General features: G+C 64.0%; 17 protein-coding genes. 4 read left to right on the top strand and 13 right to left on the bottom strand.

What is annotated here, in order from left to right:
* Positions 1-136: 136 nt before the first annotated feature.
* A complete protein-coding gene (locus ACIQF4_RS17900; protein ID WP_400516952.1) occupies positions 137-448 on the top strand; it encodes a hypothetical protein in 312 nt (103 codons plus the stop codon).
* Between the two features lie 140 nt (positions 449-588).
* Entirely contained in the window at positions 589-1464 is an 876-nt protein-coding gene (locus tag ACIQF4_RS17895) for a TIM barrel protein (RefSeq protein WP_400516951.1), read from the top strand.
* Between the two features lie 878 nt (positions 1465-2342).
* Here ACIQF4_RS17895 and ACIQF4_RS17890 read toward each other — a convergent pair.
* The 10 genes from ACIQF4_RS17890 to ACIQF4_RS17845 all read right to left on the bottom strand — a co-directional run bounded on the left by ACIQF4_RS17890 (position 2343) and on the right by ACIQF4_RS17845 (position 19048).
* Positions 2343-4760 carry a glycoside hydrolase family 2 TIM barrel-domain containing protein gene (locus tag ACIQF4_RS17890; protein WP_400516950.1) on the bottom strand — a complete coding sequence of 806 codons (2418 nt, stop codon included), beginning with the start codon at positions 4758-4760 and terminating at the stop codon, positions 2343-2345.
* A complete protein-coding gene (locus ACIQF4_RS17885; protein ID WP_400516948.1) occupies positions 4757-6565 on the bottom strand; it encodes a DUF5605 domain-containing protein in 1809 nt (602 codons plus the stop codon). Before ACIQF4_RS17885 ends, ACIQF4_RS17890 begins: the two co-directional genes overlap by 4 nt.
* Before the next feature lie 32 nt (positions 6566-6597).
* Positions 6598-9486 carry a family 78 glycoside hydrolase catalytic domain gene (locus ACIQF4_RS17880; protein ID WP_400516947.1) on the bottom strand — a complete coding sequence of 963 codons (2889 nt, stop codon included), beginning with the start codon at positions 9484-9486 and terminating at the stop codon, positions 6598-6600.
* Between the two features lie 111 nt (positions 9487-9597).
* Positions 9598-11109, bottom strand: coding sequence for a family 43 glycosylhydrolase (locus ACIQF4_RS17875; protein WP_400516946.1), 1512 nt, complete (start codon positions 11107-11109; stop codon positions 9598-9600).
* Positions 11106-13613 (bottom strand): beta-glucosidase, encoded by a 2508-nt coding sequence (locus ACIQF4_RS17870; RefSeq protein WP_400516956.1) that lies wholly within the window; start codon positions 13611-13613, stop codon positions 11106-11108. The genes ACIQF4_RS17875 and ACIQF4_RS17870 overlap by 4 nt, the downstream gene beginning before the upstream one ends.
* A 41-nt stretch (positions 13614-13654) precedes the next feature.
* Entirely contained in the window at positions 13655-13783 is a 129-nt protein-coding gene (locus tag ACIQF4_RS17865) for a hypothetical protein (RefSeq protein WP_400516945.1), read from the bottom strand.
* Positions 13784-13829: 46 nt separating this feature from the next.
* Complete coding sequence (locus ACIQF4_RS17860; RefSeq protein WP_400516944.1) at positions 13830-14690, bottom strand: ATP-binding cassette domain-containing protein; 861 nt, start codon at positions 14688-14690, stop codon at positions 13830-13832.
* Positions 14687-16516, bottom strand: coding sequence for a dipeptide/oligopeptide/nickel ABC transporter permease/ATP-binding protein (locus ACIQF4_RS17855; protein WP_400516943.1), 1830 nt, complete (start codon positions 16514-16516; stop codon positions 14687-14689). Before ACIQF4_RS17855 ends, ACIQF4_RS17860 begins: the two co-directional genes overlap by 4 nt.
* The gene (locus ACIQF4_RS17850; RefSeq protein WP_400516942.1) at positions 16513-17454 is read right to left on the bottom strand and encodes an ABC transporter permease; all 942 of its coding nucleotides are present in this window, start codon (positions 17452-17454) and stop codon (positions 16513-16515) included. Before ACIQF4_RS17850 ends, ACIQF4_RS17855 begins: the two co-directional genes overlap by 4 nt.
* A gap of 70 nt (positions 17455-17524) precedes the next feature.
* Positions 17525-19048 carry an ABC transporter substrate-binding protein gene (locus tag ACIQF4_RS17845; protein ID WP_400516941.1) on the bottom strand — a complete coding sequence of 508 codons (1524 nt, stop codon included), beginning with the start codon at positions 19046-19048 and terminating at the stop codon, positions 17525-17527.
* 184 nt (positions 19049-19232) lie between these two features.
* On the opposite strand from ACIQF4_RS17845, the gene ACIQF4_RS17840 reads away from it, so the two are divergent.
* On the top strand, positions 19233-19874 hold the full coding sequence (locus ACIQF4_RS17840; protein WP_400516940.1) for a TetR/AcrR family transcriptional regulator: 642 nt from the start codon (positions 19233-19235) through the stop codon (positions 19872-19874).
* Between the two features lie 30 nt (positions 19875-19904).
* Here the strand turns inward: ACIQF4_RS17840 and ACIQF4_RS17835 are convergent, their stop codons facing one another.
* The 3 genes from ACIQF4_RS17835 to ACIQF4_RS17825 form a co-directional block, all read right to left on the bottom strand.
* Positions 19905-20660, bottom strand: a complete 756-nt coding sequence (locus tag ACIQF4_RS17835) for an SDR family NAD(P)-dependent oxidoreductase (protein ID WP_400516939.1) — start codon at positions 20658-20660, stop codon at positions 19905-19907.
* Between the two features lie 60 nt (positions 20661-20720).
* Complete coding sequence (locus ACIQF4_RS17830; RefSeq protein WP_400516938.1) at positions 20721-22577, bottom strand: hypothetical protein; 1857 nt, start codon at positions 22575-22577, stop codon at positions 20721-20723.
* Positions 22578-22765: 188 nt separating this feature from the next.
* Positions 22766-23512 (bottom strand): FadR/GntR family transcriptional regulator, encoded by a 747-nt coding sequence (locus ACIQF4_RS17825; RefSeq protein WP_400516937.1) that lies wholly within the window; start codon positions 23510-23512, stop codon positions 22766-22768.
* 200 nt (positions 23513-23712) lie between these two features.
* Here ACIQF4_RS17825 and ACIQF4_RS17820 point away from each other — a divergent pair, with 200 nt between their 5' ends.
* A complete protein-coding gene (locus ACIQF4_RS17820) occupies positions 23713-25077 on the top strand; it encodes an MFS transporter (RefSeq protein ID WP_400516936.1) in 1365 nt (454 codons plus the stop codon).
* The last annotated feature ends 1 nt before the right edge of the window (position 25078 follow it).

Below are 25078 nucleotides of genomic sequence, written 5' to 3'. Positions count from 1 at the left end.
CGACGCCCGGAACACACCCCTGCCCGCGGCGCATCATCTCGCACCGGTCACGCCAGGACGGCCAGCCGAAGGCTCATCGGTGGATCGAGGCTAAGACAACAGGCCTTTGTCACTAGCCCACGCAAGGAGACACGATATGGCGCGCAACATACGCTCGCTATCTCTGGAGCGCACTATGGTCCTGTTTTCGCCCACCTTCACCGTGGTGAACGCCGGCCAGACCGCCGTGCGCGCAATAGTCAGCGGCGCCAACAAGGTCGCGGTCCGTAAACGCGTACAAGCCTTGGCAGAAATGCTAGGCAGGTACGACGTCCCGGGCCGCGGCCGCCTGGTCGCGACCAATGATTCGCTTCTTGTGGAGTTCGACCCCTCCCTCATCGAAGCTTCCGCCCTGAAACGACTAATCAGGCTCGCCGACGCATCCGCTTCCCCGACTGAATCTATCTAGCACGAGCCGGTCACCTGCACCCCCGTTTCTAACGCCGCCGAAAACATCGATGACTCGATGCCTTGTCCGGTCGGCTAGGCAGCACAGCAAATAGCAGGAATATCGCGGGCCCCACCAACAGACCACTCGAAGGAAGAGCAATGACCGAACAGCCGGCATACAGTCCAGTGAATGAACTCGTACTTGCCCAGGGCAGCCTTACTGGAGTGACCTTTGAGCAACGCGTCGCGGCAGCGGCTGCGGGCGGATTCACCGCAATAGGCTTGTCCTTATACGAATACGATCGGCTCCTCGCGGCGGGCACCACTGACGAAGAGATGCTCTGCATCCTCGCCGTCTACAATGTCAAAGTCGCAGAACTGGACGGCTTGCACGGCTTTGCAGCCGCCGACAATCAACCAGGGGTGAGAGTTGGCTCAAGCAAAGCGCAGGACGACCATACGCTGGAGCGCCTACTGGACCTGGCTGATCTCTTCCACGCCCGGCACCTGCAGGTATTCGGCACCCCAAACACCGACAAGCTCGAAGATGATGCGGTCGAGAAATTCCAGGATATCTGCGACCAGGCAGCGCAACGGCGCCTGGAAGTCAGCCTAGAACCCAGAACCAACACAAACATCACCTCCATCAGGACTGCAGCAATGATCGTGTCGCGCGCTCAGCGCAGGAATGCTGGGCTCTGCATCACCACGGGGCAACATTTCAGGGCGAAAAACGCAGCCGGGGACCTGCTTGCCATTCCAGCCGATCTCGTATCGGCAATCCGGCTCTCACATGAAGTGACCGCACCGGGGGCTTTGGACTTTACCAGCAGCGCTATAGAAGATGGTCGAGGCACCGTCGAAGAGGATCCTGAGCTGATTAGGTTCCTGCAGACGATCACTCAACACGGCGTAGGTGTGACCCTTTCAGTGGACGCCACCTCATACCGTCCGAATCAAACGGATCCCTTTGCCTTCTGTGCCCTACTTGAGGACAAGACAGCCTCCATCTGGAACCAGGCCATCCGAAACTGAGACTGCGGAGATACTTCGTGGAACATTCGTAGGCGGGGTCCAAGCTATATCTACCGCGAACCCTATGCAAATTTCGTAGCCTCATCACAGCGTCGTTGATGTCCCCGAGAAGTCGGCCAAGTCGAACCCCGCCTCCTGCCAGACCAAGTTCGCATCTCAGGAGACCTGCCCATTATGGGAACGACAGTTATGCGTACACCCCAACCTGACGTCAAAACCGCCTGACAAGGGAGGATTAGCCCTGGGGGCGGAGTTCCTGCTTGTTCTCAGTGGCCCGTCCAGTCACGACATGTGGCATAACCACCCCCTGCCCCAAACGGACTTCATCAAGTCCAGATTCTTTGGACTATTTCGACGATTCTCGAGCCACCCCACCCTGTTTCCTTCCCCTCCGACTGTCAGGCTGGGATCTGAGAACATCATGAGCCACCGTCAATAAAACCGAATTTCACACTATTCTGACGCCAGCACATGAAGCGGCGGGTCCCGCCGGGTGATGAGAACATGAGGACCTAGGGCCAGAGCGATGATGCATGACTTGGCGGCCAGCATCAGCCGCGCACCCGTGCCCCTTGACTTCGCATGCCAAATGACTCTCGGTCGCGAGTCTTCGGCGAGGCGACCTCCGAGTATCCGCGACCGAGGCATGAAGGGGCCCCCTTGCTATCGTTTCCGCTCCCCAGGGCATAACCCGACGGCTACGATCTCAAGGACGCCTTCCGGATGCTCGGCCTGACTTGGAGGATTGAATAGTCCGCTCCCCCGCCGCTCCTCGCCCTAGCTTGACTGAATATCCGTTATCGGCCCTTGAAAACGGGCAAGGGGAGTGCCTGCTCAAGGGCTGAATAGATGGCGTGTGCATCAGCGTGCCCGGCGCGCTACCGTGCGCTTATCCCTGTGACAGCGGGTTCGAAGCCGGCTGCGGACGCTGTGAGGCGGATCTCGCCGGGACCGGTCCGCCGTACAATCGCCACCAGCCGCCCGTCGTAAGTCGTACAGGAGGGCCCCGCGAAAGACTCCTCCGTGCGCGCCCGTCCCGAGCCGATCCCGGCGAGTTCGCCGCCGGAAACTTCCACTGTCACGAGGCAGTCCGCGTCGCAGACGACGGTGCCTTCGGCGTCTTCGATGGTGATCTCGACGTATCCCAGATTCTCGTTCGCGGCGATCTCCACCCGCTCGGCACGAGCCGCGAGTAACGGCCTGCCAGCGGTGCGCAGGTTTGTCCTGGCGACCTCTGCGCCGTCTGTGTAAGCGACGGCAGTGAGTTCACCAGGGTGGTATTCGGTTTCGAAGCGTGCGACCAGCGGCAGCGGCTTTCCGACAGCAGTTCGTGCGAGCACGGTTCCGTCGCGTCGCAGTTCGACCTCTTCGGCGTCCGCGTATACGTCGACGGTCACTGGCGATCCGGCGGGCACGCCCCACGTCCAACTGGAGACAACATCGTCCCAGGACCATGGTGTCTTTGCGGTCGGGCGACCGTGGTGCTGCGGGCGATGTACTGCGATCACTGGCTTGGCCCCAAGACCGTAGGCGATCTCGCGATAGTACGACGCCGGAAGGCGGTGGCCTGTGATGTCGATGTCACCGCAGGCGCCGAGCAGATACGGATAGAGTCCGGTTGTCCCGGTGGGCTCGTACCCCTCGCCGTCGGTGTAGTCGACGCGACCGATGCCGGCCTCCCCGATGTAATCCCAACCGGTCCAGGTGAAGTCGCCGATCACGTGAGGGAAACGACGAACGTCGTCCCACAGCGACGCGATGCGGTCGGGGAACGTCTCGGACCCGACAATTACGCGATGAGGGAACAGCTCCGCATCAAGCGCGTAGCGGGAATCTGCATAGTTGAACCCCACGACGTCGAGCACCGCAGCGGACTCCTCTGTCGAGTCGGTCACCAAGGACGAGGCGTTCATGATCGCCATCTGCTCGCCCATGTTCGCCATCATCGTGTTGGGATCCGAGGCTTCAGCCTCTACCATCACCTCCGCTATTCGGTCCAAATTCGCGATGACCCCGTTAATGCCGTTCGTGACAAACCGCGTCGGGTCAAGCGAACGTAACTCCTCAGCAAGGCGTCGGCTCCACGTGGCGCCGTGCGGCGTGGCCAGCTCGAGAATTTCGTTGCCGATCGAGTACATCACCACACTGGGGTGGTTGACGTCCTTCGTGACGAGAGCCGCAACGTCGCGCTGCCATCGTTCGTCAAACCCGATGGACCCATCAAACGATGTCTTGGACTTCACCCACACATCGGTCAGCTCGTCCATGACGATCACACCATGTAGGTCGCAGGCATCGAGCAGGGCGCGACTGGCCGGATTGTGGGCACTTCGGATCGCGTTGAACCCGGCGGCTTTGAGCAACCGCACGCGGCGTTCCTCCGCATCCGCGATCGAAACCGCACCGAGCGGGCCATTGTCATGATGGATGCACGCACCCCGCAGGTCCACTGTGGCGCCGTTGATACGCAAACCGTGGGTCGTGTCCAGTTGCAGACGACGTATGCCGAAGCGCACCTCGTCCGCATCGACCTCAGTGCCGTCGAGTTCGGTCAGCACGGACCGTACGCGATAGAGGTGCGGCGCATCCGGACCCCACAATTGGGGGGCAGGCAGCGGCAGGCGCACCCGCGCGATGGCGCTGACACCGGGCAACACCGTCACCGGCGACGTACCAGTGGCCGCTTCGGTGCCGACCTCGTCGACCACGATCCAGTTGAGTCGCTGCGTGACCGTGTGGCGGGTATCGTTCTCGACGCGCGTCGCGATCTCCACGATCGCCCGCTCATCGTCGATGTCGGTGCTCGTGGCGCTCGTGCCATCGAGCCCTATGTGCACGGGGTCAGCCACAATGAGATGAACCGGGCGGTAGATGCCGCCCCCGGTGTACCAGCGACTGTCCTTATGTACGCGGGCTTCGACCGTGATCGTATTTGACTTCCCGAAGTGGAGGAAAGGATCGGCGTCGACGACGAACGCGGCGTAACCGTTCGCTTCATGTGCGGCGAAGGCACCGTTTATGTAGACGGTGGCGTCGCGGTATACGCCCTCGAACTCGATGTGCACAGACTTGTCCCGCCAGTGGAGCGGCACGTCGAAAGTTTTCGTGTACTCGAAGACTCCGCCCGGGATGTAGCCGCTGTGCACGCCCTGGGTGCTGTCAGCCGATCGGGGCAGGTCGCGCAGCGCGTCATGCGGGAGAGCCACCGGCACAGCAGCGGTCGTGGCATCGCGCGACTCGAAGGCGCCGAGCTTGGGACCGACCGTCCAGCCATCGACGAAGGAAATACGTTTCACAGCTGTGCCTCCTCGGCATCGAGCATGGTGAAGTGCGGCACTGCACGAATCCTGACGGCAATGAACTGCCGGCCCGGGAGATCCACCCGGAACCGTCCTTCTACTGTGCCGGGCAGGGTATCAACGGTCATGTTCCAAGTGTCGATGACGTCCACTTCGTAGGTCCGCCCGGCCGGCATCACAAAGTTCCGGTAGGTGGGCTGGTTAAAGCCGAAGTAGCTGAGTTCGTACTCATAGCGAATGCCGGCGGTGGGAACGTCCCAGGCGCTGGGCAGGGGTTCCAGGAACCCGCCCGGCGTTTCTTCTATGATGCGCCGCAGGAAGGCGATGCGCTCGGGGCTGCTGCCGTGAAATTCTCCGCCCTTGGCCCACCACAGGATGTCCTCCGGTTGCATGTAGGTTTCACCGTGGCCGACGTAGCCGCCGCGCATGGCTCCTTCCCAGAACCGCCGGGTCATTTCCTCGCCGGTGATGTTGCCCCAGCCCTGGTCGATGTTGCCTTCGTAGGCGCACTCGTCGATGACCACCGGTTTCTGCCAGCGGTCACGCCACTCCCCCGTGAATTCAGCAGTTTTATGCACGTCTTGGCGCTGGATGCTGCTGTGGGTGATCCATGGGCGGCTGTAGTCGTAGAAGTCCTGGCAGTTGTGGATGGACAGCAGGTGCCCGTTGGGGTCGTTGGCTTGGACGATACTGGCAAAGCGTTCCCAGTCATCGGTGGTCTTTCGGAACAGCAGGTCGTACTCGTTGGCCAGGGACCACCAGATATTCCGGTGCGAGGCGAGACGTGCTACAACGTACTTCAGGTAGCGGTCATCCTGGCCGGGGGTCATGGTGGAGAAGCCCCAGCGGTCATAGGCATGGAAGAGGATAAGGTCTGCTTCGATGCCGAGTTCATCCAGCTGAATGATCCGCTGTTCGAAATGGCGGTAGAACGCAGGGTTGGGGCGTTCGTAGTCGAAGCCAGCGGTCAGGGACCCCTCGAACGGGTACAGGTCCGGCTCATTCTCGTTGAACAGGTAGGACTTGGGGAAGACGCACATCCGCATCTTGTTGAATGGGCTCGCTGCCAGAGTCTCAAGGGTTTGTTTCTCCAAGGCGTCGCCCTGGTGCGTCCAGGCATAGGCGGTGGTGCCGATGGGCAAGTAGGGGGTGCCGTCGTCGTAGGCGAAGTGGAAGGTGTTAGCCACACGCACTACACCCTTGGCCCCTGCTGCGGGTTCGTCGGCGGTGAAGCAACCGGTGATGCCGTCCAGTGAGCGGGCGTTGCTGGAGGTGGTGAAGGACCAGTTCCCGGCTTCCGGAACCAGGAGCCGTACCTTGTACAAGCCGTCGCCGTCGTAAAACCCGGGGACGTTGAGCGTCCTGCCGGAAGGCGTAAGGCATTCGGCGCGAAGGTCGACGTCCGTGAACGGGTTGCCGTGCGAGGGGCCGGCAAAGGTGATTTCGAAGCGTTCCTGCGTTGCCGCCGTCGTTGGCAGGGAAAGAACCGCGGTGCCGCGTTGTACGGTTTCCGGCTCATAGCCGGCCGCCGGCGCGGGAACATCGACGGCGGCCGCTGCCGCACGCTGCGCCACGGTGTCCTCCGGTTCCAGTTCGCCAATCAGGCGGAGGATTTCCGAAACTTTGGCGGGCTTCCCTTTTAGGGCTTCCTCGGTTCCAAGGATCATGCCGACCTCATGGAAGTAGAGGGTGTGCAGCAGGGGGTTGTTGGTCAGGGTGGGGACATGTTCGTTCAGGATGCGGTTACCTTCGGCGTGGCTCATTACAAAGTACAGGGGGCTCTCAGCGGTGAAAGTTTTCATCGATGCCTTCTTGGGTGTCGGGACTATGCAGATCAGGAGTTGCTGGCGGTACGGGCAGAGCCACGGTCAGTAAGGGCAGCCAGAGCGACGGCTATGTCTTCCTTGACCGCAGGTGGCGTGAAAAGCAGGCCCTGGTCCAGGCTGGTCTGCCGGTACCAGCTGGTGTCCTTCCGGAATGCTGCGGCAGCCGCGGGCTCGTGCGCTTCAATGGCCTGCCAGACCGCAGCGTAGGCCACCGGGTCGTCCATGATGTCCGCGAGCGGCGTATGCAGGGACACGGCACCGCGTTCATTAGGGGGCGGCACGGCAACGTTCCACTCGTGCTCTCCTGAGCCCACTTCAAACTCCGCCGAGCCGTCCGGCAGTGACACAACCGCGGTGGTGCCGGATGGCACGGCGGCTTCCACGAGGATCCGGTCCCCTACCCGTTTCCAGGCCACCCGCGCCTGGCCGTAAGGCGTCTCGTGTGATGTCGAGGCGTGGTCCAGGGTGTTCAACGGGCGGGGTGCGATGGCCAGTTCCCGGTAACCGGGCGCTGCCGGGGCGAGGCCAGCAACCGTGCGGTGCATCCAGTCGGCGATGGCCCCTAAAGCGTAGTGGTTAAAGGAGGTCATCTCACCGGGGTTGACGCTGCCGTCCTCGAGGATGGAGTCCCAACGTTCCCAGATGGTGGTGGCGCCCTGGGTTACCGGGTAAAGCCATGAGGGGCACTCGGTCTGGGTGAGTAGCCGTTCGGCAGCGTCCAGGTGTCCGGTAACGGTCAGTGCGTCGGCGATCAGCGGTGTCCCGACAAAGCCGGTGGCGATCCGGTAGCCGCCCAGCCGGGCGAGTTCGGCGAGCCGGTCGCCCAGTGCCTGGCGCTGGGCCGGATCGGTGCTGATGCCGAACATCAGCGCCAGCGAGTATGCCGTCTGGGCATCCGAAACCATGCGGCCAGCGGGTGTCACGTATTCTGCCAGGAAGGCCTGCCGAGTGTCCTCGGCGAGTGCTGCGTAGGTGCCGCGGTCGGCGTCGGCACCAAGGACTTCTGCCGCCCGGGCCACCAGGTCCAGGGACCGGAACAGGTAGGCGCTGGCCACAATGTCGCCGTGGGTGCGGGCGGCGCCGGGCTTGTCCGGCGGCGCGGCGGGGTCCAGCCAATCACCCAGCTGCATCTGGCCCTGCCACAAGCCGGAGCTGTCCCGGACCTTAAGGAGGGCGTTGGCCCAGTCCCGCATGCTGTCGTATTGCCGGCGGAGCAGCCCGGTGTCCCCGAAACGCTCGAACAGCACCCAGGGAACTACTGTAGCGGCGTCACCCCAGGCGGCCACCGGAGCCTCCATCATGTTCAGCACGGATGGGACGATGATCGGTACAACGCCACCGCGGTGGCCCTGTTCAAGGGCCAGGTCGCGAAGCCAGGAGTCCAGGAACCCCAACGAGTCATACAGGTAGCTGGCCGTAGGGGTGAAGACTTGGATGTCGCCGGTCCAGCCGAGCCGCTCGTCCCGCTGCGGGCAGTCTGTGGGCAGGGCCAGGAAGTTGCCGCGCATACCCCAGAGAGCATTTTCGTGAAGGCGGTTCAGCAGCGGGTCTGAGCAGTCGAACCAGCCGGTGCGTCGCATGTCATTGTGAATCACGACGGCGGTGATCGCCGACGGATTCAGCTCTCCGGGCCAGTTGTCCACCTGCGCGTAGCGGAAGCCGTGGAACGTGAAGCGCGGCTCCCACTCCTCGGGGCCGTTGCCGGCGAGGGTGTAGGTGTCAGTGGCGGCGGCCTGCCGCAGCGGCCGTAGGGACAGTTCGCCGTCCTCGAGGACCTCGGCGTGCCGGAGGGTGATGGTGTGCCCCGCTTCGCCGGAAACGTTGATCCGCAGCCGGCCCACGAGGTTCTGGCCGAAGTCCAGCACGGTGGCGCCGGAGGGCGTGGCAAGGACTTCCCTGACGGGCAGTTCCTCGATTCGGCGCACCGGCGGGGCACTGGCGGGGGTGGCCTCCGCCCATGCCCCTGGCTCCTGGACGGAAGGGACGGCGGCGGCGGGGAGCCAGTGCGCGTCGTCGAACCCGGGTTCGGACCAGCCTGCTTCGCTGCGCCGGGCGTCGAAGGATTCGCCGGCGTAGATGCCACTGGATACCAGCGGGCCGCCAGTGAAGGCACGCCAGCCCGGGCCGGTGGCCACGGTCTGCTGCGTGCCGTCGGCGTATTCGAGCCGCAGCTCCACCTTGGCCTCGGGCTGCTCGCCGTAGAACGGCTGGGCGAACCCGTGGAAGCCGTACTTCTCGGTGAACCAGCCGCCGGCGAGCCAGACACCAATGGCGTTGGCACCAGGGACCAGCAGGGCGGTGACGTCCGTGGTTTCGTGGTTGAGCCGGTCGGCGTATGCCGTCCAGCCCGGCTTGAGGACCTGGTCATCCACCTCGGAGCCGTTTATTTCGGCCTGGTAGACGCCGTGGGCGGTGGCGAAGAGGGTAGCTTTTGCCAGTCCCTCCCCCACCGTAAATTCATGGCGCAGTTGGCCGGTCTGGCCCAGCACCTGGTTTTCCCGGGCAGCCGGAAGGCCGATCGCTTCGGCCTGCCAAGGGCCATCCACGTAACCGCCCACCAAAACCAGGGGTGCGCTCCAGTCCGTTGTGTTGCCGTCGTTCCCGGACACGCGGACTTCCACGTGCACCTGTTCGCCGGCAGCGATGGCGCCGAAGGGCCAGTCCACCAGTACGGATTCCGGGCTTTCGTGCACGGCGGACTCCACCGTCCCGTCCCGGGTCAGCCGAAGCTCAGCCCGGACCTGCTGCCAGTCCCGGCTCCCGGTGGCGGTGGTCCAGCTGAGCCGGGGCCGGGGAACGGCAACGAACGGCGTGTCCGTCCGGTACTCGGCGGTTAACCGCGCGACAGCGGCCTGCTGGCGGGCCGCTGGCTGCGGTGTCAGGAACGTGAATGTCACAAACGACCTTTCTGGGGAGGAGCAAAGATGCCGAGATGGCACTTCACGGCAATCCGGAGCAGCAACACTGCCGCGGTGCCATCTCGCGCAGAGGCTGGTGCCATGCCGGGGCTACTGAGGTTCGCGGCCTTCGCTGCGGAACCAGTCGAAGGAGACCGTGCCGTTGCTGGCAAACACGCCGGCGACGCGCCCGGTGAAGGACGCAGCGGTCTCAGCGGAGAGGTACCGGCCGTCGAGTTCCGCGAGGGTGACCGGTTCGCCGCCGATGACTGCCTGCAGCGCCACCGTGTCTGAACTCAGGCTGCCGATGGCATTGTCCGGGGTGGGCTCGCGGGTTTCGATCCGCAGTTCCACCGGTCCCCCGGGCGCGGGGCGGGTCCACGTCTGTTCAATCGAGGAGATCCTGGCCCGGGCGGTGATGGTGGTTCCGTCCGTTTCGATCGAGTAGTGGTGGGCCTCGTCATAGCGGACCGCCAGGCCGCCTGCGCCCTTACCGGACTCAGGCGATCCTGCGTCCACCAGCGCGGCGATAGTCTCCACCTGGGACTGCTGGCGGCGGCCCAGGAAGGCGGGCCGGGCATCATCCAGGCCTGCCCCGTCGCTGGTCAGCGTGAGGCGCCCCGAGACTTTCTCGGTGGAGGCAAAGGCGCCAGGGAAGCGCCGGACTGCAATCCAGCCACCGTCGAGCTCTGCCTGCGCAAAGTCATCCTTATACGCGAAGCCGCCGTCGCGTGGGTTCAGGATGACCGGCTTGGCAACGGGCCAGCCGTCCTCCCAGATGACCGGCGTAATGAAGGTTTCCCGGCCTAAAGCTGAAAATGCGCGGGTCATGCCCTTCGGGCGCATGCCCAGGAGCACCATGGCCCAGCCGCCGTCCGGTGTTTCCACCAAGTCGCCGTGGCCGGTGTTCTGGATGGGGCGGTCGGTGCTGCGCGCACTGAGGATGGGGTTGGCCGGGTTGTTTTCGAACGGCCCGGCCGGGGACGTTCCGCGGGCGATGCTGACGCTGTGGCCGCGTTCGGTGCCGCCCTCGGCGATCATCAGGTACCAGTAGCCGCCGTGCTTATAGAGGTGCGGCGCTTCCGGGAACATCAGGCCGGTGCCGGACCAGACGCTACGTGGTTCCTCCAGCGCTTTGCCGGCTTCGAGGTCGACGCGGACCTGGAGGATGCCGCCGTGCTCATGGATGTTGCCGGTGACCGTGTCCAGCCCAGAGTAGGTCATGTAGGCGGTGCCGTCCTCGTCCCAGGCAAGGTCCTGATCAATGCCGACGGCGCCTTCGATGGCCAGCCCGTCACTCCAAGGCCCTGCGGGGTCCTGAGCGGTGAATACCAGGGTTCCGCGTGCCATTGCATCGGTTACGGCGACGTAGAACAGGCCGTCATGGAAGCGGATGGTGGGAGCCCAGGCGCCCCCCAGCGTGGGCACGTCCCGTGAATCCAACTGCCCTTCACGGTCCACCACATGGCCGATCCGGCGCCAGTTCACCAGATCAGTGCTGTGGTAGACGGGGATTCCGGGCAGGTATTCGAAGGTGGAGGTTGCTAGGTAGTAGTCCCCGCCGACCTTGACGATGCTGGGGTCCGGGTTGAAGCCAGGGATCAGCGGATTGGGCAGGCTCATGCGGCACCTTCCGTGCTTGCTGTGGACAGCGTCAGTGTGATTTCGAGGGGCAGGTCGGTGACCGAGGTGCCGATGCGGAGGGTGTAGCTGCCGGTTTCGTAGGTCCAACCGTTGTCCCAGTAGGCAAGAAGCTGGGTGGGGACCACCAGGACGGCGGTGGCGGTTTCTCCGGCGTCTGCCCGGACGGGGGCGGAACCAACGAGCCAGCGGACGGGTCGGTCGACGGCGGAGCCTGGCTTTTCGGCGTAGACCTGCACCACGTTCTTCCCGGGCCGGGCGCCCGTGTTGGTCAGTGTGACAGTGACGGGAATGGTCTCCCCGGGGGCCGCTCCTGCGGGGGCGGCGGCGCTGTCCAAAGTCCAGTCGGTGTAGCCGAGGCCATAACCGAACCCGTAGGCGGGTGCCGTTCCGGCCTTGAGCCAGGCGCGGTAGCCGATGTGGATGCCTTCGTCGTAGGTCAGGGTCCCGTCCGGAGCGGGTGTTACATTGATGACGGGAACGTCTTCCTGGGTCGCGGGCCAGGTGGTGGGGAGCCGGCCGCCGGGTTCGGTGGCGCCGGTGAGGATGTCGGTGAGGGCGTGGCCGAATTCCTGGCCGCCGAAGTAGCCGATCAGCGTCGCGGCTACTTCGTTGCGCCAAGGCAGCAACACCGGGGACCCGGAGTTGACGATGACCACTGTCCGCGGGTTGGCCGCTGCAACTGCGTGGACCAGGCGGTCCTGCAGGCCCGGCAGCTCCAGGGAGGTCCGGTCGTAGCCCTCCGATTCAACGCGGGAGTTTGTCCCCACCACGACGACAGCGACGTCGGCTGCGCGGGCACCTTCCACTGCGTCGTTGATCAGGGAGTCCGGGTCGGCGTCGTCCGCTTCCAGGCCGATGGTGATGGCGAGGGCGTTTGACAGGGCGCCATCCCGGCCGGCGGTGTCGAGTTCGATCCGTACTTCCAGCGGGACCCCGGCCGAGGCTTGGACCTGGACGGAGGCGGACGGCGGGGCCAGGAACGCGGCGCCGAGGTCGGTGCCGGTGGCTTCGATGGTGGCTTCGCGGGCCAGGACGCCGTCCACGAAGATCCGGCCGTGGCCCACGGTGGAGAAGCCGAGCCGGACGGGTCCGGTCTCTTCCGGGGTGAAGTTGGTGTGGATCTGGACCGTGGAGGAAGCCGCGATCGGCGCGTCACCGCCGAACCAGACCAGGGCGGTGGAGCGGCGGTCCTCGGCGAAGAGCTCCTGGCCGTTGGCGTCAAGGAAGCGGACCCGGACGCCCGGGGTGCCGGTGACCGGGTTGGTGATCTGTTCCAGCGGAAGTTCGGCGATCCCTTCCTGGACCACGGCGCCAACACTGTAGGTGACATTCTCCGCACCGAAAGCTTCGCGGATCCCGTCGAGCGGGGTGACGATCTTTTCCGGGACCACGGTGGCGGAGCCACCGCCCTGGGTGCGGGCGTTACGGGCATTGTGCCCGATCACGGCCACGCGGGACACCGAGGCAGGGTCCAGCGGAAGCACGCCGTCGTTCTTCACCATCACGGTGCCCGCGGCGGAGGCTTCCCGGGCAAAGGCGATGGGGTCCTCCTGGTCCACGGGCTCGGCCGCGACAGCCTCAAAGCCCTCCAGGGCACCTACGCGGGCGGCGAGCTGCAGGATGCGGAAGACCTTGCGGTCGATGGCTGCTTCGGGAACCTGGCCGGCTTTCACGGCCACCACTAGGGCTTCGCCCCAAGGGCCATCCGGCCCGGGCATGGCCAGGTCTTGGGAGGCGTTGGCGCTTTTGACGCTGCGGACGGCGGTCCAGTCGCTGATGACCACACCATCGAAACCCCATTCGCTGTTCAAGGGGGTTTCCAGCAGGTCGTTTTCGGTGGCGGTGGTGCCGTTGACGGAGTTGTATGCGCTCATCACCAGCCAGGCCTTCGATTCGATAATGGCCTTTTCAAAGGCGAGCAGGTAAAGCTCGCGCAGGGGACGGTCCCCCACCTTGACGTCCACCGTGAACCGGTCCGTTTCGGAGTCGTTGGCAATGTAATGCTTTGGGGTGGCGCCCACGCCGTTGCGCTGTACGCCGGAAACGTAGGCCGCTGCAAGTTCAGCCGTGAGGACAGGGTCCTCGCTGAATGCCTCGAAGTGGCGGCCACCGAGCGGTGAGCGGTGCAGGTTGATGGTGGGGCCCAGAACGACGTCCACGCCTTTGCGGCGGGCTTCTACGGCGGACGCGGCGCCGAGCCGGTCGGCGATGGCCGGGTCCCAGCTTGAACTGATTGCGGCGGCGGACGGGAAGTTCATGGACGGTTGGCGCTCATCCCACACTTCGCCGCGGACGCCGGTGGGGCCGTCGGAGAACAGCATGCGGCGCAGGCCGATCTTCTCCAGTGGCCATGTGGTCCAAAAGTCGCGGCCGGTCAGGAGCTGGACCTTCTCCTCGAGGGTGAGCTGGTCCAGGAGGGCCTTCAGTCGCAGATCTGTGGCACTCGTGTCAGCGACAAGGGTTTCGGTGGTGAGGGTATCCATGACGGCTTTCGTAGAAGTTTCTGTGGCGGTGGTTTCGATGCTCATGCAGTGGCACCTGCAGTCAGCGGGGCTGCCGCAGGGCGCAGTGCCCCGCCGTTGCGGGTGGCGATGGTGTCCCGGTACCAGTAGGCGCTCTGTTTGGGGATGCGAGTTTGGGTGCCGTAGTCCACGTAGATTGGTGCCTTTCATCGAATTCAAAGGTTGGAAAAGAATGCGTCAGGCGACGCCGGACTGGAGGTCCTGTTCCCGTTGGAGTTCCAGGAGGCGGAGCCTGTCGGCCCGATGCTTGGCCTGCCGGTCGGGGTCGGGAATCGGTGCTGCCATAAACAGCCGCTGCGTGTAAGGGTGTTCGGGTGCCCCGGTTACCTGTTCGCCGTCGCCCCATTCCACAATCTCTCCGTGGTACATCACGGCAACGCGGTGGCTGAGGTGCCGCACCACGGCCAGGTCGTGGGAGACAAAGAGGTAGGCGACCCCGGTGCGTTCCTGGATCTCGATGAAGAGTTCCATTACGCGGGCCTGGGTGGAGAGGTCCAGTGCTGAGACCGGCTCGTCGCAGACGATGAGCTTGGGGTCCAGGGCCAGGGCCCGGGCGATGGCGACGCGCTGACGCTGGCCGCCGGAAAATTCCCGGGGCAGCCGGTGTGCGGCGCCGTGCGGCAGCCGGACCTGGTCCAGTAGATCTGCAACGCGTTTGTTGGCGGCTTGGCGCTCCACTTTCCGGACGGTGAGTGGTTCTGTAAGGATCTGTTCGATGGTCATGGACGGGTTCAGTGAGGTGTACGGGTCCTGGAAGACCACCTGGATCTCGTGGCTGAGTTCCTTGCGCTGTGCCCGGTTAACCTTGGAGATCTCCTGGCCGCGGTACTTGATGCTGCCTCCGGTGACCGGTGCCAGTCCCAGCACCGCGCGGCCCAGGGTGGTCTTGCCGGAACCGGACTCTCCCACCAGGCCGACGGTTTCACCCGGCCGGATGTCTAGGGATACCCCTTTGAGCGCCCGGAAGGGTGGGCGGCGGAAGCCCTTGAGCGGGTACTCGACAACGACGTCCTGGACGTCGAGCAGCGTCTCGGTCATGACGTCACTTCTTTCAATTCCTTGGGCGTGCCTGTGGTGACCAGCGGGCCGCGGGGAGCGGTGTCCTCGAGGATTGCGTCCAGCAGTTGGCGGGTGTATGGGTGTTGTGGGTGGTTGAAGATGGCACGGACGGGTCCGGTTTCAACTACCCTTCCGGTCTGCATCACGGAGACGCGGTCGCAAAGGTCGGCCACGACACCGAAGTTGTGGGTCACCAGGATGACGCCCATGTTCAGTTCGTCCTGGAGTTCGCGGAGCAGGTTCAGGACTTCGGCCTGGACGGTAACGTCGAGTGCAGTGGTGGGCTCATCGGCGATCAGCAAGTCTGGTTCACAGGACACTGCACCGGCGATCAGGACGCGCTGGGCCATGCCGCCGGAGATCTGGTGGGGGTAGGCGTTGAAGGTTCGTTCCGGGTTGGGGATGCCCACCTTGGCCAGTAGGGCAAGGGCGCGTTGGCGGGCTTCTACCTTGGAGATGCCCAGGCATACCCGCATGGGCTCCATGAGCTGGCTGCCGATGGTGAAGGCGGCATCAAGGTTGGACATCGGTTCCTGCGGGATGTAGGCGATGCGCTTGCCACGGATTTTGGTCATCTCCTTTTCGGAGAGGTGTGCCAGGTCCTTGCCCTCGAAGAAAATGGAGCCGCCGGTGATGCGTCCACCCTGCGGCAGGAGCCTGAGGATGGCGAAGGCGGTTTGCGTTTTGCCGGATCCCGATTCGCCGACCAGGCCGTGCACTTCCCCGCGGCGGACGGTGAGGCCCACGTGGTTCACCACGTGGGTGGTGGAGCCGTCAGGCTGGTCGTAGCCGACGCCGAGATCGGTGACTTCCAGCAGCAGCTCACCGGAGTTGCTGTGGGGTTCTTCGGGGTGGACGATAGCGGCGGCGCCGCGCTTTTCAGTGGCACCTTCGGCCTCGGCTGCGGCCGCGGCTGCTGTTGCCTTCCGGCTCTTTTTGGCCGGTCCGCGGCTGCGTTCCAGCTCATCGCGCATGGCGTTGGCCAGCAGGGTAAGTGCGACGCAGACCAGTCCGATGGCCAGGGCGGGCCACAGGACAAGAGTGGGTGACTTGAAGATGTTGATGAAGCCGTCGTTGAGCATGCTGCCCCAGGTGGGGATGTTCAGGTCGCCCAAACCGAGGAACTCAAGGCCGGCCTGGATGGCGATGGCGATGCCCAGGACCATGGCGGATTGGATGATGACGGGGGCGCGCACCACGGTGAGGATGTGGCGGCCGATGATGCGGAAATCGCTGAGCCCGGAAACACGTGCTGCATCCACATACAGTTCGTTGCGGACGGCGGTGACGGAGGCGTAGACCAGACGGAAGAACGCGGGTGAGAGCAGCACGCCGAAGATCATCATCGAGAGCCACATGGAGGGGCCAAGCACGGCGCGGGCTGCCAGCAGCACCACCATGCCGGGCAGGGCCATCATCAGGCCGGTGAGCCAGGAGGAAAGAGAGTCGAACCAGCCGCCGTAGTACCCGGCGATCAGGCCTGCGGTCACGCCGAGGGCCAGTGCCACGGCGAGGGCCACCAGGGCGCCGGCGAGGCTGAACTGGCCGGCGTACAGAAGTCGGCTAAAGACGTCGCGCCCGGCGCTGTCGGCACCGAGAACATGCTCGGTGCCGGCCTTGGCCAACACGTCCTGCAGGCTCGCGGTGTTTGGGTCATGCGTGGCCAGAACGGGCGCCAGGATGGAGGCGAGTGCCACCAGTAGAAGGACAAACAGGGAAGCCGCGCCCGTGGGGTGGGTCAGCAGCCTGCGGAAGAGGGAAACCTTGGCTGCCGTGACAGGCAGTGCGAGGGGAGTTTCGATCATGACAGCCGAACTTTCGGATTGAGCCAGCCCTGGGCGAGGTCGATAATGAGGTTGACGGTGACCACGATGGCGGCCGTGGCGACAACGACACCCATCACGACCGGAATGTCCCCCTGGCCGGTGGCGGCGACAGTGATCTGGCCGAGGCCGGGCAGGGCGAAGATCTGTTCAACGATGACGGCGCCGCCCAGCAGGCCAATGAACTGCACAGCGAGCACAGCCAGGGCAGGGCCGCCTGCGTTGCGCAGCACGTGCTTGTAGACCACCCGGTTGAAGGAAAGGCCGCGTGCGCGCAGCGTCCGGACGTAGTCCTGACGCAGGGCATCGATCAGTGAACCGCGGATTTGCTGGACCACTGCGGCGATGCAACCGATGGAAAGCGCGATGATCGGCAGGGTAACGGTTGCCGCCCAGCCGCCGAACGAGGTTGTGATTGGTACATAACCGGTGGCCTTGAACCACTTGAGGTTCAAGGCAAAGAGGGACACCAGGCCCAGCGCGATCAAAAAGCCCGGGATGGCGAAGCCAAGGACACCCACAAACTGGACCACACGGTCAACCCAACCACGGCGCACCGCCGCCCAGACGGCCACTACTACCGAGACGACAGCAGCGATGATGGTGGCCCCAAGCACCAGGGAGATGGTAACGGAGAGACGGCTGCTGACGCCCGCGCTGACTAGCTGGCCGTTAAACCAGGACCGGCCAAGGTCGCCGGTCAGGGCACTGGTCAGCCAGTCCCAATACTGGATCACGAGGGGACGGTCGAGTCCCAGTTGGCTGGCCTTCAGCGCAACCTGGGCATCACTGGCAGTAGGGCCCACGATGCGGCGAGCGATGTCGCCGCCGCCGGCATACAGCAGCAGGTAGGCGACTGTTGTGATGACGAACAGCAGAAGGACACCGGAGAACAGGCGCCGCAGCACGAATCGATACATTCGAAAATCCTTTGGGAGGGTTCCTGAGGCTGCCGGACCGGGGTTGGGTCCCGGTCCGGCAGCGAATCCGCTAGGAGGCGGGGGTGAAGGACCAGAGGAACGGGTAGGCGTTGCCCGTCTGGACCTGGACGTTTGTCTTGGCGTCGGTTACGAAGCTGGACTGGGGGCGGTACCACGGGGCAAACCAGGCCTGCTCCACGATGTACTTGTTCAGTTCCTTCGCCGCGGACTTCTGCTCATCCTCAGAGCCCAGGTGGATCTTGCTGACCAGTTCGTCAACCTTCGGGTCCTGGTAGTCGTACGGGTTCCACGGGGCGTTGGGGGTCAGCTTCATGTTGATCAGCTGCCAGTCAGACTGCTGTTCCAGGATCATGTAGCTCACGCCGAACTTCGGGGCCAGGAGGTCGGCGATGAAGTTGTTTCCGACATCCGTGAACTTCACGTCAATGCCCACGTCCTTCAACTGCTGGGTGATCAGCGCCGGGATGGTGTTGCCCAGCAGGGTGGAGGATGGCAGTTCCAGGGTGAGTCCCGTGGCATAGCCGGCCTCAGCCAGTAGGGCCTTGGCTTTGGCGGGGTCATAGGCGTAACGGGAGTCCAAGGACTCGTCGTAGGCGTCCGAGGACGGCGGGAACACCTGGGTGGTCAACTCACCGTAGCCCTGGCCAATGGATTTCAGCATCGCCTTCGTGTCGAACGCGTAGTTCAGCGCCTGGCGGACGCGGACGTCCTTGAGGGCCGGGTTGGTAGTACCGGCACGGTCGAAGAGGATCAGGCCTGACCAGTTCAGCTCGAACGGGTTCACCTTGTAGCCCGCCGCTTCGATCTCAGCCAGGGTGTTGTTGTCCACGGTGTTGGCAGCGTTAAGCGTGCCTGACTTGATGGCATTCAGCAGCGACGTCTGGTCACCGTACACGTTCAGTACCAGGTTGTCGTAGTGAACGAGGTCCTTGTCCCAGTAATCCGGGTTGGTTTTGTAGGTGTAAGAGGTTCCCGTGACCGTGGCCGCGGTGTCCAGGATGTAAGGTCCGGAGCCGACGGGGTTGGTGGCGATGTCGGCGTTGCCGAAGGACGCCGGGCTCTGCATGAACGATGCATCTTTGGACAGGTAGTTCAGGAACGCCGGGTCCGGGGCGGAGAGGGTCAGTTCCAGGGTAGTGGCGTCCACGGCCTTGACACTCTGCAGGGCTGCGAGGAACTGGGCGTCCGGCGAGGTGCCGGCCTTGAAGCGCTCAAGGTTTTGCTTGGCGGCGTCAGCATTGAAAGCCGTGCCGTCGGTGAACTTCACATCGTCGCGGAGCTTCAGGGTCAGGACGGTCTTGTCCTCGTTGTAGTTCCACTCCGTTGCCAGCATCGGCACCAGCGTGCCGTCCGGTTCCATGCGGATGAGGGTGTCGTAGACGGCCTGGTAGAAGGGCGAGAGGTTGGCGAATTCGGACTGGTCAGCGGCAAAGGTCTTTGGTGCAAGAAGTGTGCCAAGAGTAAGGGTTTCGGAGGCCTGTTCTCCGGCGGAGTCTCCGCCGGCAGAGCAGCCGGTGAGGCCAAGGGCAACGGCGGCAACAATTGCGGCCATACGCTTCGATCGGAACATCATTGGTCCCTTTCACGGTCAGTGGCGTCCACCATGGACGGCCATTGGGAAAGACCGTAACATGAATACCTAGTGGGCACTAGGTTTTTATTCGGGAATCTGGAACGTGATGAAATGTGACGGTTCCCACAGCGGTTGACCAATCGGTCACCACTTCCAGCCGAAGCTTGCTTGATAGGGTCTTGTGATGACGAACACGTCCGCCCTCGTGGTTTCCGAAGCTCCGCGCCGCGGGCGTCCGAGGGGCAGTTACGCCAAAACCGAGGCGCGCAGACAGGAGATCCTGGCGGCGGCCTTCGAGGTTTTCTCGACCTCGGGCTATCGAGCGGGTTCCTTGAAGGATGTGGCGGACAAGGTGGGGTTGAGCCAGGCCGGGCTGCTGCATCACTTTCCCAGCAAGGAGGCATTGCTCGAGGCGCTGTTGACCCTCCGCGACGAGGAGTCAGCCGAGCGTCTTGGTACCAGCGAGGCCAAGGGGATGGACCTGCTGCGCGGGCTGGTGGAGCTGACGCGCTACAACACCACCATCCCCGGCCTTGTGTCGCTGTACTGTGTACTGTCGGCGGAGGCAACGGACCCTGATCATCCCGCTCACGAATATTTCCTTCGCCGCTACACCTGGGTCCGCGAAATCATTGCCGAGGCCTTCGAAGAGGTGGGCAGGCAGGGCCGGCTGCGCCCAGGCGTCGTACCCCTCGCGGCCACGCGCCAGCTTGTCGCCCTGATGGACGGGCTGCAGGTGCAGTGGCTCCTGGACAAGGAATCTGTGGACATGCCCGCAGAAGTGGTCTCGTTCCTCGAGTCCATCACCTCGGAAAAGTTTCAGTGACTTCCCCTATTCCCGGGCCGGGCACCTGTTCTACAGGGCCGTTAGGCCGCCATCGACGGTAAAAATGCCTCCGGTGGCGTAGGCGGAGTCATCGCTGGCGAGGAACACCATGATTCCTTCAACGTCGGCTGCCGCGCCCGGGCGGCCCAGCATGGTGGAATTAACCAGTCCTGCACGGCTGGCGGGATCATCCGCGATCGCTTGGACCAGCGGTGTCTCCGTGTATCCCGGTACTACCGTATTGACACGGATGCCGACGCCCGCGTAGTCGGCGGCCACTACCCGGGCAAGACCATGGACTCCTGCCTTCGAACTGGTGTAAGCGGTGAAGGTTTGACCGCAACCTACTATGGCCGTTGGGCTTCCGGTGCAGATGATGGAGCCCCCGCCGGTTTCCAGGGCGCGGACAGCGTACTTAAGGGTGAGGAACGCGCCGCGCTGATTGATGCTGACAGTCTTCTCCCAGACTGAGAGGTCAAGGTCACCTACTTTGGCATCCTGGCCAAAGAGCTGGACTCCCGCGTTTGCCACGACTATATCCAGGCGGCCGTCCCTGGCGATCGTTGCGTAGCCGGCAGCCACACTTTCTTCATCCGAGATGTCCATATTGAGGGCGTGCGCGCTCACAGCACCGGTGGCCGCAGCAGCCTTTTCGGCGGCATCGGTATTGATGTCGGCGAAGTAGACGGTGGCCCCTTCGGCAATGAACCGGTGGGCAACGGCAAGGCCAATCCCGGAACCTGCCCCGGTGACCAAGGCGGTTTTTCCTTCAAGACGCAGACCCATCGGGTCTCCTTTCGCTAATGCGGTGCCGCCGTCGAGTGCGACAGCAAGTGTGTATCGTGGTCAGTTGCCCGCGGGGAAACGCACGACGCCGGCGGACCAGGGTCCGAGCGTCAGCCGCCCATGCGGATGGGCGGCCCCGTCGCCGGCAGTGAAGTCCAGGAAAGAGAAGGTGCCTTGGCCGAAGACCGCGCATTTACTCCCGCCGGGGTCGGTGCCGCTGGGAAGCTGGATGTCCAGGAAAACTTCGGACCCGGACAGATTTCCGGCGAACAGTGTGAGGGCGGCCGGTGACTGGACCGGGTAGAGCATGGCAGGACCTGCCGCGGAGTCGACAGAGAACACAGCTGAGCCCCGGAGTGCGGCCAGTTCCTTCAACAGTTCACCGGCCGGGTTCAGCTGGCCGGAGGCGTCGGAGATTCCGTTCGGGCCGGATGCCTCGAAGTAGCTGACGGAGGCCACACCATCCACGGTAAGTGCGCTGATGCTCGCCAGCAGCCAGGCAGCGGTGATGGGATGGCCCTGGAGTTCATCGGATTCGACCCCGGTCCCCTTGCCCGACGTGGCGACGGCATTGAACCTTGGCTTGAGGGTGACGGGCCCAACGTGGAGGGGCTTGCCTCCGCCCAGCCGCAGCGCGTTCTGGGCCACAACCCGTTGTATGGGTACACTGTCGATGATGTGAGCAGGCTCGGTGCTGTGCATTTGCGGTGTGATGCTGAACGTGAGCGCGTCGAAGTCCGACGGCATGCGCCCGCTGTTACGGTTCAGTTCCGTGAAGTGGGACCTGGCCCCGGCAAGGAGGCTGCCATTGAATCCCAAGGCATGGACCGCTGCCTTCAGGTCCTGCCAGGTGCCCGGTTCGGTGAGATGGCTGGCAGGGTGGAAGACCGCGAGCCGCTTGGCTTGGGGCAGAAACCTGGCAAGGTCCGGAAGCGCGGCGACCGGGTCCGCACTCACAGCCCGGATGTCCAACCCGCCTCCGAAGCTGGCGGCAGCGTCAGAGGCTGCCCGCAACTGATCATCCCAGCCGGCACGGGGAGCGGCGCTCGGCAGCTCGGCGAGTTCCACAACGAAGGCGTCGAGCCCTGGAATCGCAGGAAGCAGTTCCGGCTGCCCTCCGGCTCCTACTGCCAGCGCCGGCACCCGGCCCGCCGCACCTTCAATCCGCGCAATTGCGGGAGGCCTGTCGTCTGTTCCGCCGGGGACCGTGACGGCGGCCGCCTCCACACCCTCCTGCGGCTCGAGAGTGGCCGCCTCCAAAAGCACTGACTGCCGGACACTGGTTCCGGCGGCGACACTAACGGGAAACGGCCGCGACAGCGGAGTGCTGTAGGTCTTGAAAGACGCATCTGTCCAGTTCCGTTGATCCTCGGTCTCAAAGACGTCGCCGGTGAAGGTCAGCCGGAAGGCGGTGCCGGCATCGGCCCATTCGAGGGCCGTGACGTCCACAAACGGCTGATGCGGGCTGATGACGTCAGGAAACCGCGTGGCCGTGCTGCTGCCGTCGGAGTGTTCCACCGTTATATCCCGGCCGGCGTCAGAGGGAGGATGCAGCACAACAAGGCCGATCCGGTTGCTTCGGAACGCATGGGCAGCGACGCCCACGAAGTCAACCTGCACGGCCGCTGGAGTAAAGCTGGTCGTCAGCTCACCCTTGTACTCGACGCCGTAGCCGATGTAGTCAACGGTCCAGCGCGCCTGCACGCCGTCACCCCCGCGGGTGATCTCGAAATCACTTGCCGATGGTTGTGGCGTCTGCCAGTCCTGGTCGCGGACCACGGCCTTCACCGCCCGCAGGACCTGTCTGCCGGCGTAGCTGATGTGCGCCAGCTCGTCGCCGATAACTTCGGCGGACCAGGGTCCGGCAACCAGGGCTTGGCGCGGCGGCCGAAGGCGGGCATGGAGGGATGAGGACATTTTGGGCTGGTCCTCCTGCCCTGTGAACTGAAAGGACACGTCACTGCTCTCTGCCTTGCCCGCGGCCGACATGGCCCGAACCGGATGCGACTCGCACATTTAAGGAGCCTGTTACTCAGGCCACAGTCATTATGGAAGCGGCGGAGACCACAAGTCAACCGGTTGACCAAACCCGGGTCAGGAAAAAGCTACTGGGCGGCATCAAAGCCTAGGAGCAGCCGGCGTGATGCCGTCTCCATGTGGGAGCGCATTGAAGCTGTGACTGCTACCGGATCCCGGGACTCCAGAGCTGCGTGGATTTCCGCGTGTTCCTTTAGGGCAGCGGCGGCGTGCCCTTCGTCCGTCAGTGCCCGATCGACCCAGATTCGCAGAAGCGAACGGATGCTCTGCAGCAGTTCCTGGAGCACTTGGTTCCCCGAGCCTTCGGCGATTTCGCGGTGGAAAGCAGCGTCGGCCTCCACGAAGGCGGCCAGGTCGTTGAGATTGGCGGCCATAGTGGCCAGGTTGCCCTTCATCCTTTCGAGGGCTTCGCTGGTGATGCGCTCCGTGGCGAGCTGCGCCGCTTGAACTTCCAAGCCGCTGCGCAATTCCACCAGCTCGCGGGTTCGGGGCGCTCCCAGCATCATGCCCCAGCTCAGTGTTCGAGGCAGGAGCTCCGAGATCCCGTCACGCAGATAAGTCCCGGACCCTGGGCGGACCACGACAATACCCAGGATTTCCAGAGCAGCCAGTGCCTCCCGGACCGCAGACCGCCCGACTCCGAGGGAGGCGGCAAGCTGGCGTTCTGCCGGCAACCTTGTTCCCGCGGCAATATCTCCGCTAGTGAAGTACCCAAGCAGGCGCTCAGCCACTTCCGACACCACTGATCCCTGACCCAGGGAACCAAGGGCCTCGCTGATCTTGGCCGTGGACAGGGGCGAAGGGTTTATGGACACAACCCAAGCCTAGCAACGAGGACCGCTGTGAACTTGCCGTGTGAAAAATCGATCAACCGGTTGACCAATTTATTCCTTGCGCTTATGGTGGACCTCACACGCTTTAGCCGCCGGTTCGGTCCGCAGACCCTTCCTGGCGTTGAGACAGACCCCAGCCTCCAGTGACGGAGGGTCGGGCATTTCACTATCTAGGAGTCAACGTGGACACCACACAATCGGTGGTCGAAAAATCTGCAATCAGGAAAGTGGCGATCCGGCTTGTCCCGTTCGTTGCCCTGATGTTCTTTATCAATTACCTGGACCGCACCGCGATCTCCTTTGCCGGCCCGAACGGAATGAATGCCGATCTGGCCCTCTCGGCGGCCCAGTTCGGTTTCGCGTCCGGCGTTTTCTTTATCGGCTACATCCTGCTTGAGGTCCCCAGCAACCTGGCTCTGCACAAGTTCGGTGCCCGCCGCTGGCTGGCCCGCATCATGGTCAGCTGGGGTATCGTCTCACTGCTGTTCACCTGGGTTGGCAACGTGGAGCAGCTCTACGTCCTGCGGTTCATCCTGGGCGTGGCCGAGGCCGGCTTCTTCCCCGGTGCCATCCTCTTCCTGAGCCTGTGGGTTCCGTCCCGCCACCGCAGCAAGATCCTGGCCCTCTTCTACTTGGCCCAGCCGCTGACCACCGTGATCGGCGCTCCGCTTGCCGGCCTGCTCATCCAGCAGGATGGGCTCTTCGGACTTGAAGGCTGGCGCGTGATGTTCTTCGGCGTCGCCGTCCCGGCCATCATCGTGGGCATCATCGCCTGGTTCTACCTGGCGGACTCCCCCGCCACCGCCAAGTGGCTGACGCAGGAAGAGAAGACCTGGCTGACCGGTGCGCTGGAGAAGGAAAAGAAGGAAACGGTCGCCGGCAACAAGCACGTCAGTGTCCGCACCGTCTTCGGCAACGGCCGCGTCTGGATGCTTTCGGCAATCTACTTCGGTTTCATTTATGGCCTGTACGCCCTCGGTTTCTTCCTGCCCACCATCATCGCCGGCTTCGAAGGCATCTACGGCACCAAGTTCGATGTCATGCAGAAAGGCCTGATCACTGCGATCCCGTATCTGCCGGCAGCGTTCGCCCTGTACTTCTGGTCCAAGGACGCCACCAAGCGCGGCGTCAAGACCTGGCACATCGCCCTCCCCGCCCTGACCGGGGCACTCAGTATCCCGCTGGCCCTGTTCGCCGGGTCCCCGGCAGCAACCATCGCCGTCATCACCATCACTGCCATGTCCATCTTCGCGGCCCTGCCCAACTTCTGGACCGTGCCCACGCAGTTCCTGACCGGCGCCGCAGCGGCCGCAGGCATTGCCCTGATCAACACGGTTGGAAACCTGGCGGGCTTCAGCGCCGGCTACATCACCGGCTGGCTCAAGGACCTGACCGGCAGCTACACGGTGCCCATGTTCGTCGTCGGCGGCTTCATGTTCCTCTCCTGCATCCTCATGGTTGCCCTCAGCCGTGCCCGCAGGGTCAGCGAAGGGGTACCGGCCGAGGCGCTGGACCCGGCCGGAGCTGGAAGTCACTCCGAACCGTAAC

Origin of the sequence: Pseudarthrobacter sp. NPDC092202 (genome assembly GCF_044755505.1) — a bacterium.
Taxonomy (GTDB): Bacteria; Actinomycetota; Actinomycetes; order Actinomycetales; family Micrococcaceae; genus Arthrobacter.
The sequence above is the reverse complement of the archived record's forward strand: the minus strand, read 5'-3'. Positions and strand labels throughout refer to the sequence as shown.